This window comes from Arthrobacter sp. ov407, assembly GCF_900102895.1.
Lineage (GTDB): Bacteria > Actinomycetota > Actinomycetes > Actinomycetales > Micrococcaceae > Arthrobacter.
In genome coordinates this window covers 176,728-193,007 of the sequence record NZ_FNGD01000002.1, presented here as the reverse complement: position 1 = coordinate 193,007, position 16,280 = coordinate 176,728, and the positions used below count along the sequence as shown (strand labels likewise).

The following is a 16,280-nucleotide window of genomic DNA, read 5'->3' as shown; positions in this document are numbered from 1 at the left end:
TCGGTTGTGCATTTTTGCAGATGCGCTCTGCACTAATGGCCGTTGATGCTCAGGGCGGGAGCGTCCATACTCATGGAGAATGACGCCATGTGCCCTACATCACGGGCGTCCTCAGTCCAATGGTCCACAGGGTGTCGAAGACGACGCCGAAGGAGTTCTCATGAGTACGGAAAACGCCGCGAGGCGCGCTGAAGAAACGGACGTCAAATCGTCCGGCCTGAAGAAAGTAGTAACGGCCTCCATGGCCGGCACGGTGGTTGAGTGGTATGAATTCTTCCTCTATGCCTCCGCCGCCACCCTGGTCTTCGGCAAGATCTTCTTCCCCAATTCGGGCACGGAACTGGACGGCATCATCGCCGCGTTCCTTACCTACGCTGTCGGATTCGTCGCCCGCCCGATCGGCGGCATCGTCTTCGGCCACTTCGGCGACAAGTTCGGCCGCAAGCAGCTGCTCCAGGTCAGCATTATCCTGGTGGGCGTTGCCACCTTCGCGATGGGTTGCCTCCCCACCTTCGCGCAGATCGGCTACTGGGCCCCGGCGCTGCTGGTCTTCCTGCGCTTCGCCCAGGGCTTCGCCGTCGGCGGTGAATGGGGCGGCGCCGTCCTCCTCGTCGCAGAGCACAGCCCCAGCAAGTCCCGCGGTTTCTGGGCCAGCTGGCCGCAGTCTGCCGTTCCGCTCGGCAACCTGCTCGCCACCGCCGTGCTGTTTACGCTGTCCTCCCTGCTGTCCTCCGCCGACTTCCTCAGCTGGGGCTGGCGCGTCGCCTTCTGGCTCTCCGCGGTGATCGTGCTGGTCGGCTACTACATCCGCACCAAGGTCAAGGACGCTCCCATCTTCCTTGAGGCCCAAAAGGAAGTCGCCGTTGAGAACAAGGGCTACGGCGTGGCCGAGGTCTTCCGCCGCTACCCGCGCGGCGTCTTCACCGCGATGGGCCTGCGCTTCGCCGAGAACATCCTCTACTACCTTGTGGTCACCTTCTCCATTACCTACCTGAAGGTCGTCGTCCAGACGGACACCTCGCGGATCCTGCTCCTGCTGCTGGTCGCGCACGTCGTCCACTTCGCCGTGATCCCCATGGTCGGCAAGCTCTCGGACAACGTCGGCCGCAAACCGGTCTACATGGCCGGCGCCGTCCTCGGCGGCACATGGGGCTTCTTCGCCTTCCCGATGATGGACACCAAGAACGACCTCGTCATCCTCGCTGCGATCACCATCGGTCTGCTGTTCCACTCCCTCATGTACGCCGGTCAGCCGGCCCTCATGGCCGAAATGTTCCCGACCCGGATGCGGTACTCCGGTGTCTCGCTGGGCTACCAGGTCACCTCGATTGTGGCCGGTTCGCTGGCTCCGATCATCGCCGTCGCCCTGCTGAGCCAGTACAAGTCCTCCGTCCCGGTGGCCATCTATCTCCTCGGCGCCTGTGTGGTCACGATGGTTGCGGTGTACTTCCTGAAGGAAACCCGCGGCATCGCGCTCCGCGACGTCGACGCAGCCGACGCCCGGGGCACCGCGGACCTCCTCGCCGCCTCCAAGAAGTAGGCAAGAAGCAACATCGAATTAAAACGGCAACAGCCCGGATCCCGCACTGCGGGGTCCGGGCTGTTGCCGTTTGTGCCGGCTCAGCCCGCCAGGATTTCTCAGCCTGCCAGGACTGCCTGGCGGTCGGCAATCTCGGTCCGGATCGCCTCCAGCACGGCACGGACGGGGGCTGAACGCAGCGACTCCGGCCGGGCCACTGCCCAGATGGGCAGCTGACGCTGAAAATCGTCCGGCAACACGGGCAGGAAGCCGGACCGGCCGGCCACGAGGAAGTTGGGGAGCAGGCCTATCCCGGCGCCCCGCCGGACGGCCTCCAGCTGGGCGAAGACGCTTGTGGCCTGGAAGCTGGACCGCGGCACCGGCAGTTGCGTGGACCGGTGCCCCAGCTCGGCCACCTGGAGCGCCGACTCCACGTAGGAGACAAAGCCGTGCTGCCGGACGTCGTCGAGCGTTGCCGGAAGCCCGTGCTCCTGCGCATATCCGGGACTGGCGTAGAGCCTGAGGAAATAGTTGCTCAGGAAGATGGCCTGGGCGTTTGCGGTGTCCATGTTGCCCACCACCACTTCCAGGTCCACGCCGGAGCGGTTTTGGCTGACCTTGCGTGTGGCGCTGAGCAGCTCGACGTTGAGCAGCGGATTCGCCTTCTGCAGCCGTACGAGCGCCGGGGCCAGGAATTCGGCGCCGAAGGCATCCGGGGTGCTGATCCGGACAAGGCCGGAGACCACGTCGCCGGACCGGGCAATGCTGCTGGACAGGGCGCCGAGAGTGCCCTCGATGGCCTCCGCGGCCGCGACGGCCTGGCTGCCGAGTTCGGTCAGCTCCCAGCCGTGTGGGCTGCGTTCCAGCGTCCGGCCGCCGAGCTGCTTGTCCAGGGCGAGGACGCGGCGGGAGATGGTGGTGTGGGTCGTGCCCAGCGTCTCCGCCACCGCGTTGAACCGGCCCAGTCGCGCCACTGTCAAGAGGATCAGCAGGTCATCAGGGCTGGGAAGCCGTCGCAAGTCCACTTTTGTCCCCTCTTCAGCGAGTGTGTCGTCAACGGATACGGGAGCCGGCGCCGCCTGTGTGCATCTGTGCACATGGCATCTGTGATTTTTTCCCTTGATTGCACTCTATCAGGGGTGTGATGGTTGACAGCGAGGGTGTCGGCTTTCAGGCCGAAGCACCCGGCAGCACATCAAAGCAAAGGAGCTTAAGCCATGGCAGTCATCGCCTGGATCGGACTCGGAAACATGGGCGGGTCCATGTCCGTCAACCTCTCAAACGCCGGACATGAGGTCCGCGGGTTCGACCTCAACACCGCAGCCGTTGCCGCCGCCGAGGCCGGGGGAGTCAAAGCCGCCGGCAGCATCGCCGAGGCCGTCGCCGGCGCCGACGTCGTCTTCACCATGCTCCCCAAGGGCGAGCACGCCCGCGCCGTGTACCTCGGCGAGGACGGCGTCCTGGCCCACGCCGATACCCGGACCCTGCTGGTGGATTCCTCCACCATCGATATTGCCTCCGCGCAGGCCCTGCACGACGCCGCCGCTGCCGCCGGCTTCCGCTTTGTCGACGCTCCCGTCTCGGGCGGCATGAGCGGCGCGAAGGCCGCCACCCTGACGTTCATGATCGGAGGCGAGGCCGGCGCCGTTGCCGAGGCCACCGAATACATCCGCCCCATGGCGGCCAACATCATCCCCACCGGCGGCCCCACCACCGGCCAGGCCGCGAAGATCTGCAACAACCTCATGCTCTTCATCAACCTCGCCTCCACCGCCGAGGGCGCCGTCCTCGCCGACCGCCTCGGCCTGGACAAGCAGGTTTTCTGGGACATCGCCTCGGTCTCCTCAGGCGACAGCTGGGCGCTGCGCACCTGGTACCCCGTGGCCGGCGTCGTGCCCACCGCGGCATCCAACAACGACTTCGCCCCGACCTTCACCACGGAGCTGGCCAACAAGGACATTGGCTTGGCCATCAGCGCCGCGCGCGACACCGGCACCCCGCTGGAAATCGGCGAGCACGTCCAGCAGCTCTTCCAGCGGCTCATCGACTCCGGCCAGTCCGGCCAGGACTGCTCGATGATCGTCAAGCTCGTCGACGGTACCCTCGACCCCGCCAACTAGGCGTCCCCCCAACAGGGCCCAACCCTTTAGGGCCCACAACTTCACTGGCCCACCACTTCACGGCCTGCCCTTCACGAAAGAGACCCACCCATGGAACGCATTCCGCACTTCATCAACGGCGCCCTGATTTCCTACGCCGAGCGCTTCGGCCCCGTCTTCAACCCCGCCACGGGCGAGCAGGAGAAAGAGGTGGCCCTGGCCTCTGCCGCCCGCGTCGAGGAAGCCATCGAGGCCGCCCGCGCCGCCCTGCCCGGCTGGCGCGCCACGAGCCTGGCCAAGCGCACCGGCATTTTCTTCAAGGTGCGTGAACTGCTCATGCAGCGCCGGCCCGAACTGGCCGCCCTGCTGACCAGCGAGCACGGCAAGGTCCTCTCGGATGCGGAAGGTGAAATCACCCGCGGACTGGAGAACATCGAATTCGCCACCGGGCTGTCCCACATGCTCAAAGGCGAGCGCTCCGAGCAGGTCTCCGGCGGCGTCGACGTGCACTCGGTCCGCCAGCCGGTCGGCGTCGTCGCCTGCATCACGCCCTTCAACTTCCCGGCCATGGTGCCGTTGTGGATGATCGGCAGCGCCCTGGCCTGCGGCAACACCGTGCTGCTCAAGCCCAGCGAAAAGGACCCGTCTTCCGCCATCTTCATCGCCCAGGTCTTCGCCGAGGCCGGGCTGCCGGCTGGCGTGCTCAACGTGGTCCACGGCGACAAGGAGGCCGTGGACGTCCTGCTGGAACACCCCGAGGTCAAGGCCGTCAGCTTTGTCGGCTCGACGCCGATCGCGCAGTCCATCTACAAGCGCGCCGCCGATCACGGCAAGCGCGTCCAGGCCCTGGGAGGCGCGAAGAACCACATGGTGGTCCTGCCGGATGCGGACCTCAACATGGCCGCGGACGCCGCCGTCTCGGCCGCCTACGGTTCCGCCGGGGAGCGCTGCATGGCAGTCAGCGTCCTGGTCGCCGTGGGCAGCATCGCCGATGAGCTTGTGGACGCGATCAGCACCCGCATGGCCACGCTCACGATTGGCCCGGGCACGGACCCGGCCTCCCAGATGGGCCCGCTCATCACGGCCGAGCACCGCGACAAGGTGGCCTCTTACGTTGCCGGCGCGGCCAACGAAGGCGCCACCGTGGTGGTGGACGGCCGCGATCACGAATTCGACTCCAACGGCTTCTTCATCGGCGTCAGCCTGATCGACCACGTCAAGCCCGGCATGAAGGTCTACGACGACGAGATCTTCGGCCCCGTCCTCTCGGTGGTCCGCGTCGAGACCTACGCCGACGCCGTGAAGCTGGTCAACGACAACGAGTTCGGCAACGGCGTGGCCATCTTCACCCGCGACGGCGGCGCCGCCCGGCAGTTCGAGTTCGACGTCGAGGCCGGCATGGTGGGCGTCAACGTGCCCATCCCGGTGCCGGTGGGCACCTTCTCGTTCGGCGGCTGGAAGAATTCGCTCTTCGGCGACACCCACATGTACGGCCCCGAAAGCATCCGCTTCTACACCCGCGGCAAGGTGGTCACCACCCGCTGGCCGGACCCGTCCACCTCGGTGATCGACCTCGGCTTCCCCCAGGTCGACTGACACTTCTTCTCCGTTTCCAAGCAACTTCCAAGCAACGCGGGGTCACTTCGCGCCCATCCGGCAACGGATCAGGGTGCGGGTGACCCCTCGTTGCTTTCGGGCTCCGGGAATAGAGTAGGCAGGCAGGGAAAGCCACGATCCGGGAGGCACCATGACCACGCTCATCAACCGCCCCAACACGGCGCTGCTCGTCGTCGATATGCAGGTCGGCGTCGTCGCGGAGGCCTACCGCCGCGACGACGTCGTCGCGACCATCGCCGCCCTCGTGGATAAGGCGCGCGGTGCCGGGGTGGACGTCATCTGGGTGCAGCACAGCGGCGAGGAACTCCCGCGCGGCAGCGACGGATGGCAGTACGTGCCGGAGCTCGCGCGCCGCGGTTCGGAGCCGCTCGTGGCCAAGGAATACAGCGACGCGTTCGAGGCCACCGATCTGGAGTCCGTGCTGGCCGGTCGCGGCATCGGCCGTTTCTTCCTGGCCGGTGCGCAGACCGACGAGTGCATCCGCTCGACCCTGCACGGCGCGATCACGCGCGGCTACGATGTCACGCTGGTCGCCGACGCGCACACCACCGAGGACCTGAGCGATTATGGCGCGCCGCCGCCGGAACTGGTGGTGGCCCACACCAACTTGTACTGGCAGTACCACAAGGCCCCGGGGCGGACGGCGGGAACGGTCAACGCGGTCGACGTCGACTTCGCCGGCCCTTCAGATCCTAGCCCTTCAGAGCCTAGCCCTTCATGATTTCAGCGCGCTGGGCCATGTAGTCCTCCATGGACAGCTTGCCGTCGCTGTACTGCTGGTCGAGTTCAGCCAGCTTGCGGGCCCGGTAGCCCTGAGCGGCCGCCGGCGGCTGGGGAGTCTGGGGTGCCTGCGGCTGTCCCGCTGCCGGCGCCGGGGCAGTTGGGGGCGCCTGCCGCTGCGGTTGCGGCGGGTTGTTCAGGTACTCGGGGCTGTCCTCGTAGGGAACGGGGGACTGGTAGCCCGCCGGCCCGGGGTACTGCTGACCGGGGTACGGCTCGCTCGGGAACGGTTGGTTGGGGAACCGGGGACTGGGGTACTGCGCATTGGGGTACTGCTGGTCGGGGTACGGCTGGTTGGGGTACGGCTGGTTGGCCGGTCCCGGCTGCTTCGGGGCGCCCAGCTGGCCGAAGCCGCCAAAGTAGTCCTGCTGCGTGTAGCCATCCCGCGGCTGGTTGTTCTGGTTACCGGGGTTGTTCTGGCTACCGGGGAACGGGCCGAACTGTCCCGGCGTGCCCTGGTTCCGGCCGCGGACGGACCGGCGGTAGAGGCGCATTGCCACGGGAATCAGGAACGACAACACGATGATCCAGAAGAACATACTCACGGTACTCGGCCTTTCAGCTGCTGGGCCTTCTCGTCTGCGGGCTCATCTGTAGGGCCGGAGAAGTGTCCCTCCAGCTTATGCCCCGCAGGCTCAGGACCGCAGCCTCAGGACCGCAGGCTCAGGACCGCAGCCTCAGGACCGCAGGCTCAGGACCGCAGCCTCAGGATCGTACGGGGTCCTCGGCGCCGGGTGGGCCTTCGCCGGAGCCGAGCGGAACGCCGGGACCGAACACCGGGCCGGCCAGGGGCCGCTTGGCCGTCACGCCGTCGCCCGAGGAACGGTGCCGCAGGCGCCGCACCACCCAGGGGACAAAATACTCCTTGGCCCACACCAGGTCCCCGCTGCGCGCCTCGCGCCAACCGCGCTGCGGCAGGGGTTTGGGGGCGAGCGGCTGGAGGGTGTGCTCGACGTTCAGCGCGTCCAGCACCATGGCCGCGATGGTGTGGTGGCCCAGCGGTGAAAAATGCAGCCGGTCAACATTCCACATCTGCGGGTCGTTGAGCTGGCGCAGGGACCACATGTCCGCGATCACGGCGTCGTGGCGCGCGGCGATGGTGCGCAGGTTCTCGTTGTAGATGGCCACCTTGCTGCGGATCCGGCCCAGTACCGTGGAACCGGTGTCCGGGCCATTGAACAGGACCACGGTGGCGCCGCCCAGGCTCAGGATCTGCACCACCGAGTCCAGCCTTTCGGCCAGCACGTCCGGATCACCGCCCGGACGGATGAGATCGTTGCCGCCCGCGGAGAGCGTGATGAGGTCCGGCTTGAGGGACAGGCAGTGCGCCATTTGCTGGTCCACGATCTGCTGCAGGAGCCGGCCGCGGACGGCCAGGTTGGCGTACGCGAAGTCGTTGTGCCCGCGGCTGAGTTCCTCGGCGACGCGGTCTGCCCAGCCCCGGTGGCCGCCCGGGCTGGCCGGTTCGGGGTCGCCGATGCCTTCCGTGAAAGAGTCGCCCATGGCCACATAGCGGGTCCACGGGTGGGTTACGACGGTGTCTGGTGAATTCTCCATGGCTTCGGTCTCGCTCACCTTCATATCCTGCACTGTTCCTGCAAAGCTACGCCACCGTAGCGTTGTTACCGCAGGGTAACTGCAAGAATGGACCCATGACTCAAGCCGATGCCTTTCCCACCCCCGTTGTCCTGTGGTCCAAGCCCGAGCAGGAGCGCGCCGGCAAGCCGCTCCTGGTCCTGCTGCACGGCTACGGCGCCAACGAGCAGGACCTGCTCAGCCTGGCGGACATGCTTCCCGAGGACTTCGCGGTGGCCTCGGTGCGGGCCCCCCTTGTCACCGGCCCCGGCTTCACCTGGTTCCCGCTGACCGCCTCCATTGACTATTCGCTCGACGCCGTCAAGGCGGCCTCGGGGTATGTGCTGGATTGGATCGACTCGGTCAAGGCCAACCATCCGTCGGTGACGCTGCTGGGGTTCTCGATGGGCATGGCCATGGCCACCACGTTGCTGCGGCAGCGTCCGGCGGACTTCGCCGCCGTCGTCGGCCTGTCGGGGTTTGTTATCGACGCCGGCGATGACCCCAGCTTCCTCGACGGCGACCTGGACGGCACCGTGCCGCTGTTCTGGGGCCGGGACCAGCAGGATCCGGTGATCACCGAGGACAAGATTGACTACACCATCGGCTGGGTCCGCAAGCACGTGAAGCTCACCAAGGTCCTGTACACGGGCATGTGGCACGGCATCAACCAGCAGGAAGTCGGCCACGTCTCGGAGTTCCTCACGCACGTGGTGCTCAACTCCAAGAAGTAGCCGGGCGGCTAGGAGGCGGCGGGCGCGCTGATCCGCACGGTCCGGGCGTTCACGGTGACCGTGTCGCCGTCGTGAAGCTGGCGGCCGCGGCGCTCGTCGATTTCGCCGTTCACCTTGACCAGCCCGTTCTTGATCAGTTCTGCGGCCTCCACGCCGTCCTCCACCAGATTCGCAAGCTTCAGCAGCTGGCCCAGCCGGATCATGCTGTCGCGAATGGTGATGTCTTCGAATTCCGGATTGCTCATATAAGCAATGATGCCTGACCTAAGGTGGCACCAATGACCCACACCCCCCGGCTCCCGCTGGTCGCGGGCCTGTCCATGGCCGTCGCGACCGGACTATTAATCCCCGTCCAGGGCCGGATCAACGGCGCACTCGGGGTGGCGCTTGGGGACGGAATCGGCGCCGCCGTCGTCAGCTTCAGCACCGGACTGGTGGTGATGACGGCCATTTCGCTGGCACTGCCCAAAGGCCGGGCCGGACTGGCGCGGGTCCTGCCGGCCGTGCGCGAACGGCAGTTTCCGCCCTTCTACGTCCTGGCCGGCTGCATCGGGGCCTTCTTCGTCTTCGCCCAGTCCTTTACCGTGGGACTGCTCGGTGTCGCCCTCTTCACCGTGGCCGCCGTGACGGGGCAGACCCTCAGTGGCCTGTTGGTGGACCGGATGGGGATCGGGCCGGCGGGGAAGAGACCCATCACCGGCATCCGGGTGCTGGGCAGTGTGCTCACCGTCGCCGCCGTCGCCTGGGCGGTGTCGCCCAGGTTCAGCGCCGGGGAATCCGTGCTGCAGCTGCTTGTGCCCGTGATGCTTCCGCTCCTGGCCGGGTTCCTGATGAGTTTCCAGCAGGCCATGAACGGCACAGCCACCGTGCACTACGGCACCCCCATCGCCGCGACACTCGTGAACTTCATCGCCGGAGGCGCCCTGCTGTGGGCGGCCTGGCTGATCAAACTCGCCGTGGCCGGGGCCGGCAACCCCCTCCCGGCGCAGTGGTGGTTTTACCTTGGCGGCCCGCTCGGCTGCATCTTCATCGGCATCGGTGCCCTCCTGGTCCGCAGCCTTGGGGTGCTGGTCACCGGCCTCGGGATGATCGCCGGGCAGCTGCTGGGGTCCCTCGGACTGGACCTGATATTGCCGGTGCCCGGAACCGTGATCTCGCTCCCGACAGTCCTTGGCACCGTGCTGACGCTCGGCGCCATCATCCTGGCCACCCTGCCCTGGCCCCGCGGCGCGTTGAAGCGCTAGCGGGCCGGTAGGCTTGGAGTTTGCATCGCACTGTTCGTTTCCCCTTCCGGCAACCAGCCGGTGACCCGGGGCTGACACCGCGGACCGCACCCAGCGGCCCTGTAGAAAATTGGAGTTCCCATGGCAGCAAAATCCGTCCTTGACCAGATCATTTCCCTCGCCAAGCGCCGGGGATTCGTTTTCCAGGCCGGTGAAATCTATGGTGGCTCCCGTTCTGCCTGGGACTACGGGCCGCTGGGCGCCGAGCTCAAGGAAAACATCAAGCGCCAGTGGTGGCAGTCCGTGGTCCGCGGCCGCGAAGACGTCGTAGGCCTGGATTCCTCCGTCATCCTTCCCCGCCAGGTCTGGGAAGCTTCCGGCCATGTCGATGTCTTCTCCGACCCGCTGGTCGAGTGCCTCTCCTGCCACAAGCGCTACCGCGCGGACCACCTCGAAGAAGAGTACGAGGAGAAGAAGGGCCGTCCTGCCGAGAACGGCCTCAAGGACATCGCCTGCGCCAACTGCGGCACCCGCGGCCAGTGGACGGAGCCCCACGAATTCTCGGGCCTGCTCAAGACCTACCTCGGCCCCGTCGCCAGCGAGGAAGGCCTGCACTACCTGCGCCCCGAAACGGCCCAGGGCATCTTCGTGAACTTCGGCAACGTTCTGACCACCTCGCGGAAGAAGCCGCCATTCGGCATCGGCCAGATCGGCAAGTCGTTCCGCAACGAGATCACGCCTGGCAACTTCATCTTCCGCACCCGCGAGTTCGAGCAGATGGAGATGGAATTCTTCGTCGAGCCCGGCACTGACGAGCTGTGGCACGAGTACTGGATGAAGGAACGCATGTCCTGGTACACGGGCCTGGGCATCCGCGAAGAGAACCTGCGCTACTTCGAGCACCCGCTGGACAAGCTCAGCCACTACTCCAAGGGCACCACCGACATCGAATACCGGTTCGGCTTCCAGGGCTCGGAGTGGGGCGAGCTCGAGGGCATCGCCAACCGCACCGACTTTGATCTCTCCACCCACGCCAAGGCCTCCGGTGCGGACCTGAGCTACTTCAACCAGGCCACCAACGAGCGCTACACCCCGTACGTGATCGAGCCCGCCGCCGGCCTCACCCGCTCGTTCATGGCCTTCATGATCGATGCCTACACCGAGGACGAGGCCCCCAACGCCAAGGGCGGCGTGGACATCCGCACCGTGCTCAAGCTCGATCCGCGCCTGGCCCCGGTGAAGGCCGCGGTGCTGCCGCTGAGCCGCAACGAGGACCTGTCCCCGAAGGCCAAGGACCTCGCAGCCCAGCTGCGTAAGAGCTGGAACATCGAGTTCGACGACGCCGGCGCCATCGGCCGCCGCTACCGCCGCCAGGACGAGATCGGCACCCCGTTCTGCATCACCGTGGACTTCGAGACCCTGGACGACCAGGCCGTCACCATCCGCGAACGCGACACCATGAGCCAGGAACGCGTTTCCCTGGACAAGGTGGAGGGTTACCTGGCCGCACGGCTGATCGGCGCCTGATCATGGCCATCGCATACCGGGAATGGCGGGAGGGCGACGACCTCGCGCTGCTGGAAATCTGGGGCGGTCCTGAGACGGTCCAGGCCGGACAGTTCCGCGGCACGCTGGCGCCCTCGGGCAATGCCCCGTGGCGCCGCTGCATCGTGGCCGAGGACGTCGTGGACGGCGTCGCCATTCCGGTGGCGGCTGCCGTGGTCCACGAGGCCTCGCTGCATCCGGAACGGCTCTGGGCGTATGTCGAGGTCGCCCGAGACCACCGCCGCACCGGGCTCGGGTCCACGCTGCTGACCATGCTGCGGCACGAGGCCGCCCAGTCGCCGTCGGGCGTGTCCAAACTGCGCTGCAAAGTGGAGCCGGGCACCCCCGGGGCGGCGTTTGCCGAGGCCGCGGGCCTGGCCCCGATCCAGCGCTCCCGCCTCGTCGTCGTTGACCCGGCGCCGCTCAAGCTGCCGGTGTTCGGCGACGGTTCGGAGTCCGCGGCCACCGATCAGGTCGAAGATCTGGCCACGGGCTCGGTGGAGCTCAGCGACGTCGTGGGACGCTACTACACCGCCATGCACGGCTGGGACAGCCCGGGGGAGCTGGGCGTTGCCGCGGTGCAGCGTCTGTTCCTGGATGATCTCAGCGGCGCCCACGGAGCGATCGTGCTGCGGGCGCCCAAGGCCAGTGCCTTCGGGCAGGGCATCGCTGCGAGCCGGAAGGGTCGGCTGGAGGGGTTCGCCATCAGCTACGCCCAGGGAATTCCAGGGGCCGACGCCGACGGTGCGGCCGGCTCGGACGGGCCCACTGAGGTCTTCGTCGGACACGAACCCAAGCTCGGCGCGGATCAAGCCGGGGCCGCCGTTCGGGACATTCTGGCCCTGATCGCTTACCAGCACCCGGTGATGCTGGAACTGGACGACGCGATGACCGCCCTGCGCGCCGTCGTCGAACCGCTGCTCGAGAGCGGCAAAGCCCATGTCCAGGGCTCGGAAACGCTCGTCGTCTCCGACCCGGCCTAGGCCTTAACGCAAACTGACCCGCAGCCATAGCTGCGGGTCAGTTTGCGTTAAGCACAGTTACTGTCGAGCACAGCTATTTGGGGATCACCGGCGGCACGAACTCGAAGGTCATGCCCAGCAGCCAGACGAGCAGCAGGACCACCGGCAGGTGGAACACGAACTGCAGGAACGTGAAGCCCACCAGGTCCCGGGCGCGCAGCCGCAGCACCGCGAGCAGCGGCAGCATGAAGAACGGGTTGACCAGGTTCGGCAGGGCCTCGGCGATGTTGTAGATCTGCACGGTCCAGCCGAGGTTCATGTTGACGTCGGTCGCGGACTGCATCACGTACGGCGCCTCGACAAGCCATTTACCGCCGCCGGACGGCACCAGGAGGCCCAGCAGGGCGGTGTACAGCGCAATGACGACGGCGAACGCCCCATTGCCACCGATGTCCGAGAAGAACTCGGCCAAGTGCCCGGAGATGGTCATCCCGCCGTCGCCGGTGGCCTTGGTCAGGATCGCGGCCATCGCGGCGTAGAGCGGGAACTGCACCAGGATGCCGGCGGTGGCCGGGACGGCCTTGGTGACCGCCTGCAGGAAGTTCCGCGGCGTCCCGTGCAGGACCAGGCCCAGGATCAGGAACACCAGCAAGTAGCCGTTGAGGCTGCTGACCACGCTGAGGAAAGGCTTGGTGAGGAACTGCGAGATGAGCCAGCCGAGCGTGAGGATGCCGGCCAGAATCGGCAGGACCTTGCTGTATTCGAGCCATTCGCCGGGCCGGGAACGCGGTGCGGGCTCGCTCGGTTCATCGTCGAGGTCGACGCCGAGGTCCTCGGCGGTGCGGATCGAGCCGCCCTGGGGCGCAGAGAAGTGCGCAATCACGGTGGTGAGGGCCATCAGGATGGCCAGTGTCAGCAGCGACTGCCAGGTAAAGATCGTGGTGCCGAAGTCAAGGATGCCCGTGATTTTCAGCAGCGCCGGCGGCAGCGACGCGGCGGTGGCCTGCAGTTGCGCCGCGGAAGAGGACAGCCCGAGCGCCCACACGGCGCCGAGGCCCATGAAAGCGGCCGCGCCGAGGGCCCGGTAATCCACGGTCAGGTCCTTGCGGCGGGCGATCGCGCGGGCCAGCAGCCCGCCGAAGATCAGGCTGAGCCCCCAGTTGAGGAAGGAGACGGACATCGACATCAGCGCCACGAAGCTGACGGCGGTCCGCGCGGTTGACGGCATGAGCGCAAGCCGGTTGATCAGCTTCGCCACGGGCGGGGAGGTGGCCACGACGTAACCCGTCAAGACCACCATGGCCATCTGCAGGGTGAACGCTGTCAGGTCCCAGAAGCCGTTGCCGAACGAGTCAGCGATGGTCTGGGGCGAGGCGCCGATGGCCAGCGCGGCCACAGCGATGATGACGACGCCGGCGAGGGCGAAGATGTAGGCGTCCGGGAACCACTTCTCCGTCCACGCCGCCATCCGTTGGGCTATCCGTGCGAGACCGCGTTCTTCGATTCCGCTCCTGGTCACGACTGTGCTTGCCACAGGTGTCCCTCTCCTTTGAGTGCATTTTGTACCCCATGGAGCTTAGTCAAGACGATGGCGGAAACCGGGCTTATCGGCGCCTGCCTGCGCGCCGCGGACCGTCGGCCTCGTCGAGCCGGCGCCGTTCCTCTTCCGTCGGGGCGCCGCCGCCGAGACTGGCCGGCATCCACCAGGCACCGGGCGCGGGTTGCAGGGGGAAGCCGGCGATGCCGGTTTCGATCCCGTCCTGGAGGGTCCTGGCCAGGCGCGCCGTGGCCGGCAGGGCGTCGTCGGCCGGGCTCGGGAGCGAGTCCGGAAGGATCGGCTCGCCCACGTGGATTCGGACTGGGGCACGCCAGGCGCGCCGCGGCGAGAATCGATGGTGGCGGCTCATCAGCCGATGGGCGCCCCAGATGGAGACCGGGATGATCGGCACGCCGGCTTCGGCGGCCATTCGCACGGCACCGGTCTTACATTCGCGCACCGTGAAGCTGCGGCTCACGCCGGCCTCGGGCAGGATGGCGATGTACTCTCCCTGCCTCAGCCGGGCGACGGCGGCGTCGTAGGCGTTGGCTCCCGATCCGTATCCGACCACGACAAGCCCGGCTGCGCTGACCGCGGGCCCGGCAAACCAATGGTCGGCGGCTCCCTGCGTGACGAGGAAACGCAGCTGGGCCCGGTTGTGCCACCACAGCAGCATCTCGGCGAAGGCAAAGTCGAGGTAGCCGAAGTGCGTGATCGCGACCACGGCACCCCGGCCGGGCACCACCGGCCGCGACGGGCCGCGGGCGGCGGCACCGGGGGAGAAAGCGCCTCGGGAATCGTTGCAGACGGCAGTCCGGCGGGAATCATTGTGCAGCCCGGGCTGCGGCAGGTGCTCCCGGCCCGTGATGAGGACGCGGATCCGGAACAGCCAGCGCAGCGCCAGCCCGGTGCGGACGACGAACCGGTAGAAGCGGTCGCTGGGTTCCGGCCGCCATCTCAAGGGCCGCCAGCTCAGGGCAGGCCGTGCCTGTCCCGTGCCTCGCATGTCAGTGCCCGGCCACCCGCCGCCGGGGCGGCAAGGGCAGGAAGCCGGAGGTGGAGTCGATGTATTCCTTGTAACCGGGCCGTGCGGACATTGCCTTTTCCGTCAGCGGCTTGCCTGTCTTGCCGGCGAGAGTCCAGATCATCAGGGCGGGGGAGAGGATGGTCAGCACGCCCGGCCAGGAATCGGCGGTCACGAGGAAGAGCCCTGCCCAGACGGCGGCGTCGCCGAAGTAGTTGGGGTGGCGGGTGTAGCGCCACAGCCCAGTGTTGAGCACGGTGCCGCGCCTGGCGGCATCGGCCTTGAACTGCGTCAGCTGCCAGTCGCCGACCGTCTCGAACACGAAGCCAAGGATCCAGAGCAGGACGCCGGCGAACGCCAGCCAGCCCACGCTTCCGGTGGCAAACATGCCGACCTGGATGGTGAGCGAGACGAAGAACATCACCACCCCCTGGGGCAGGTAGACCCGCCGCAGGGCGTAGACGTTCCGTGACCCGGGTGCCGCGGAGAGCATGTCCACATACCGCGGGTCCTCGTGGCCGCCGCGGGCACGGAGGCCGATGTGGACGGCGAGGCGGATGCCCCAGACCGCGACCAGGACAAGCAGCAGCAGCCGCCGGCCGGTGTCGCCGTATCCTGCGGACAGCACCCAGGAGATGCCGGCCACCACCACGAAGCCGAGACCCCAGACAGTGTCGATGACGGAGTGCCGGTTCTGCCGCACGGCAACCGCGAAGGTCAGGCCGAGCAGCACCACGAGTCCCGCGATGACCCACGGCAGGCTGGCAAGGAAGGCATCAAGGGGGAACGGCGGCATCACAACACCACCGGCAGGCGTGTTCCGGCCGCCGGCAGGGCGCGATGCAGGACACGGCGTAGTGCGTCCGTGGCGCCGGAGACATCAGCTCCCGTGGCCTCGCCGAAGGCATCCAGGACGGAGCCATTCGCCAGCACGTTCCACAGTGCCACCCGGCGGATCATGAAATGGCCGGCACCTTTGAGCGAGACGTAGTCCACGGAAGCGGCGACGCCGTCGGCGCGCCGGGCATAGTCCAGTGATTTCGCCGGGCTGGTCCAGCGGTCGTCGGTGCCGTGGACGATCAGGACCCGGCGGCCAGCGACAGGTTCGACCGGGGTTTTGTGATTTAGCCACGGGGCGAGCGCGACGACGGCCTCGACCTGCGCGTCGTCGGCCACGCACAGTGCCGTGAGACCGCCCATGGAGTGGCCCAGCAGGTACACCGGCACGCCGGGATGTTCCTGACTGATCCGGGCGAGCGCCCAGCGGGCATCGTGAACGGGGGACATCTCCTCCCCGTTCCAGCCGCGGTACCGGTTGCGCAGCGTCCACACGGCCAGCCCGTGCCGGCCGCCCTGCCTGTGCAGTGCCCGGGCGAAGGGCAGCATCCGGGCCGGGCTCAGGTGCCGGCCGCGGACCGCGTCGTAGCTGTCGGCCCGCCCGCCGTGCAGGACCAAGGCGACTCCGCGGGTCTCCCCGGCGGCTTCGGTGATTCTCAGCACGGCCCTGGCGGCAGGCCCGGAACGGCCCGCCCCCGGTTCGCGGTCGTCTAGTTTACGCATGGCCACGCGTGTGTCCTTCCGTCCTTTGTCCGTTAATAACCAACCCTAGGTTGCAGCCTCCGCCCGTCAAGGCAGGGGGTGCCTAGTGTGGATTCGGAGCCGGCG

The 16,280-nt window shown here is 67.4% G+C and carries 16 protein-coding genes; 8 read left to right on the top strand and 8 right to left on the bottom strand.

What is annotated here, in order from left to right:
* Positions 1-160: 160 nt before the first annotated feature.
* Positions 161-1,540: an MFS transporter gene (locus BLS42_RS03675; RefSeq protein WP_090576608.1), complete on the top strand. Its 1,380-nt coding sequence runs from the start codon at positions 161-163 to the stop codon at positions 1,538-1,540.
* 98 nt (positions 1,541-1,638) lie between these two features.
* On the opposite strand, the gene BLS42_RS03670 is transcribed toward BLS42_RS03675, so the two are convergent.
* Complete coding sequence (locus BLS42_RS03670) at positions 1,639-2,538, bottom strand: LysR family transcriptional regulator (RefSeq protein WP_090577094.1); 900 nt, start codon at positions 2,536-2,538, stop codon at positions 1,639-1,641.
* 198 nt (positions 2,539-2,736) lie between these two features.
* On the opposite strand from BLS42_RS03670, the gene mmsB reads away from it, so the two are divergent.
* The 3 genes from mmsB to BLS42_RS03655 all read left to right on the top strand — a co-directional run bounded on the left by mmsB (position 2,737) and on the right by BLS42_RS03655 (position 5,956).
* Entirely contained in the window at positions 2,737-3,639 is a 903-nt protein-coding gene (gene mmsB / locus BLS42_RS03665; protein WP_090576605.1) for a 3-hydroxyisobutyrate dehydrogenase, read from the top strand.
* Between the two features lie 90 nt (positions 3,640-3,729).
* Positions 3,730-5,214 carry a CoA-acylating methylmalonate-semialdehyde dehydrogenase gene (locus tag BLS42_RS03660; protein WP_090576603.1) on the top strand — a complete coding sequence of 495 codons (1,485 nt, stop codon included), beginning with the start codon at positions 3,730-3,732 and terminating at the stop codon, positions 5,212-5,214.
* Positions 5,215-5,365: 151 nt separating this feature from the next.
* Positions 5,366-5,956, top strand: a complete 591-nt coding sequence (locus tag BLS42_RS03655) for an isochorismatase family protein (RefSeq protein ID WP_090576600.1) — start codon at positions 5,366-5,368, stop codon at positions 5,954-5,956.
* Here the strand turns inward: BLS42_RS03655 and BLS42_RS03650 are convergent.
* Complete coding sequence (locus tag BLS42_RS03650; protein WP_090576597.1) at positions 5,943-6,554, bottom strand: hypothetical protein; 612 nt, start codon at positions 6,552-6,554, stop codon at positions 5,943-5,945. The genes BLS42_RS03655 and BLS42_RS03650 overlap by 14 nt on opposite strands.
* 166 nt (positions 6,555-6,720) lie before the next feature.
* On the bottom strand, positions 6,721-7,596 hold the full coding sequence (locus BLS42_RS03645; RefSeq protein ID WP_256336221.1) for an SGNH/GDSL hydrolase family protein: 876 nt from the start codon (positions 7,594-7,596) through the stop codon (positions 6,721-6,723).
* A gap of 71 nt (positions 7,597-7,667) precedes the next feature.
* On the opposite strand from BLS42_RS03645, the gene BLS42_RS03640 reads away from it, so the two are divergent.
* Positions 7,668-8,324 (top strand): alpha/beta hydrolase, encoded by a 657-nt coding sequence (locus BLS42_RS03640; RefSeq protein WP_090576594.1) that lies wholly within the window; start codon positions 7,668-7,670, stop codon positions 8,322-8,324.
* An 8-nt stretch (positions 8,325-8,332) separates the two neighbouring features.
* Here BLS42_RS03640 and BLS42_RS03635 read toward each other — a convergent pair whose 3' ends face one another.
* Entirely contained in the window at positions 8,333-8,569 is a 237-nt protein-coding gene (locus BLS42_RS03635) for an RNA-binding S4 domain-containing protein (protein ID WP_090576591.1), read from the bottom strand.
* A gap of 33 nt (positions 8,570-8,602) precedes the next feature.
* On the opposite strand from BLS42_RS03635, the gene BLS42_RS03630 reads away from it, so the two are divergent.
* The 3 genes from BLS42_RS03630 (at position 8,603) to BLS42_RS03620 (ending at position 12,075) form a co-directional block, all read left to right on the top strand.
* The gene (locus BLS42_RS03630; RefSeq protein ID WP_090576588.1) at positions 8,603-9,568 is read left to right on the top strand and encodes a DMT family transporter; all 966 of its coding nucleotides are present in this window, start codon (positions 8,603-8,605) and stop codon (positions 9,566-9,568) included.
* Between the two features lie 120 nt (positions 9,569-9,688).
* Positions 9,689-11,074 carry a glycine--tRNA ligase gene (locus tag BLS42_RS03625; protein WP_090576585.1) on the top strand — a complete coding sequence of 462 codons (1,386 nt, stop codon included), beginning with the start codon at positions 9,689-9,691 and terminating at the stop codon, positions 11,072-11,074.
* 2 nt (positions 11,075-11,076) lie between these two features.
* On the top strand, positions 11,077-12,075 hold the full coding sequence (locus BLS42_RS03620) for a GNAT family N-acetyltransferase (protein ID WP_090576582.1): 999 nt from the start codon (positions 11,077-11,079) through the stop codon (positions 12,073-12,075).
* 73 nt (positions 12,076-12,148) lie between these two features.
* Here the strand turns inward: BLS42_RS03620 and BLS42_RS03615 are convergent, their stop codons facing one another.
* The 4 genes from BLS42_RS03615 to BLS42_RS03600 form a co-directional block, all read right to left on the bottom strand.
* On the bottom strand, positions 12,149-13,588 hold the full coding sequence (locus BLS42_RS03615; protein WP_090576579.1) for a short-chain fatty acid transporter: 1,440 nt from the start codon (positions 13,586-13,588) through the stop codon (positions 12,149-12,151).
* A 70-nt stretch (positions 13,589-13,658) separates the two neighbouring features.
* On the bottom strand, positions 13,659-14,552 hold the full coding sequence (locus BLS42_RS03610) for a lysophospholipid acyltransferase family protein (RefSeq protein WP_090576575.1): 894 nt from the start codon (positions 14,550-14,552) through the stop codon (positions 13,659-13,661).
* Between the two features lie 46 nt (positions 14,553-14,598).
* Positions 14,599-15,411 (bottom strand): DUF1295 domain-containing protein, encoded by an 813-nt coding sequence (locus BLS42_RS03605; RefSeq protein ID WP_090576572.1) that lies wholly within the window; start codon positions 15,409-15,411, stop codon positions 14,599-14,601.
* Positions 15,411-16,175 carry an alpha/beta hydrolase gene (locus tag BLS42_RS03600; protein WP_090577088.1) on the bottom strand — a complete coding sequence of 255 codons (765 nt, stop codon included), beginning with the start codon at positions 16,173-16,175 and terminating at the stop codon, positions 15,411-15,413. The genes BLS42_RS03605 and BLS42_RS03600 overlap by 1 nt, the downstream gene beginning before the upstream one ends.
* Between the last annotated feature and the right edge of the window lie 105 nt (positions 16,176-16,280).

Excerpts from the sequence above, each read along its gene's own strand:
- BLS42_RS03675 (WP_090576608.1), top strand. The coding sequence starts at position 161 with ATGAGTACGGAAAACGCCGCGAGGCGCGCTGAAGAAACGGACGTCAAA.
- mmsB (WP_090576605.1), top strand. The coding sequence starts at position 2,737 with ATGGCAGTCATCGCCTGGATCGGACTCGGAAACATGGGCGGGTCCATG.
- BLS42_RS03660 (WP_090576603.1), top strand. The coding sequence starts at position 3,730 with ATGGAACGCATTCCGCACTTCATCAACGGCGCCCTGATTTCCTACGCC.
- BLS42_RS03655 (WP_090576600.1), top strand. The coding sequence starts at position 5,366 with ATGACCACGCTCATCAACCGCCCCAACACGGCGCTGCTCGTCGTCGAT.
- BLS42_RS03650 (WP_090576597.1), bottom strand. The coding sequence starts at position 6,554 with ATGTTCTTCTGGATCATCGTGTTGTCGTTCCTGATTCCCGTGGCAATG.
- BLS42_RS03645 (WP_256336221.1), bottom strand. The coding sequence starts at position 7,596 with ATGAAGGTGAGCGAGACCGAAGCCATGGAGAATTCACCAGACACCGTC.
- BLS42_RS03640 (WP_090576594.1), top strand. The coding sequence starts at position 7,668 with ATGACTCAAGCCGATGCCTTTCCCACCCCCGTTGTCCTGTGGTCCAAG.
- BLS42_RS03635 (WP_090576591.1), bottom strand. The coding sequence starts at position 8,569 with ATGAGCAATCCGGAATTCGAAGACATCACCATTCGCGACAGCATGATC.
- BLS42_RS03630 (WP_090576588.1), top strand. The coding sequence starts at position 8,603 with ATGACCCACACCCCCCGGCTCCCGCTGGTCGCGGGCCTGTCCATGGCC.
- BLS42_RS03625 (WP_090576585.1), top strand. The coding sequence starts at position 9,689 with ATGGCAGCAAAATCCGTCCTTGACCAGATCATTTCCCTCGCCAAGCGC.
- BLS42_RS03620 (WP_090576582.1), top strand. The coding sequence starts at position 11,077 with ATGGCCATCGCATACCGGGAATGGCGGGAGGGCGACGACCTCGCGCTG.
- BLS42_RS03605 (WP_090576572.1), bottom strand. The coding sequence starts at position 15,411 with ATGCCGCCGTTCCCCCTTGATGCCTTCCTTGCCAGCCTGCCGTGGGTC.
- BLS42_RS03600 (WP_090577088.1), bottom strand. The coding sequence starts at position 16,175 with ATGCGTAAACTAGACGACCGCGAACCGGGGGCGGGCCGTTCCGGGCCT.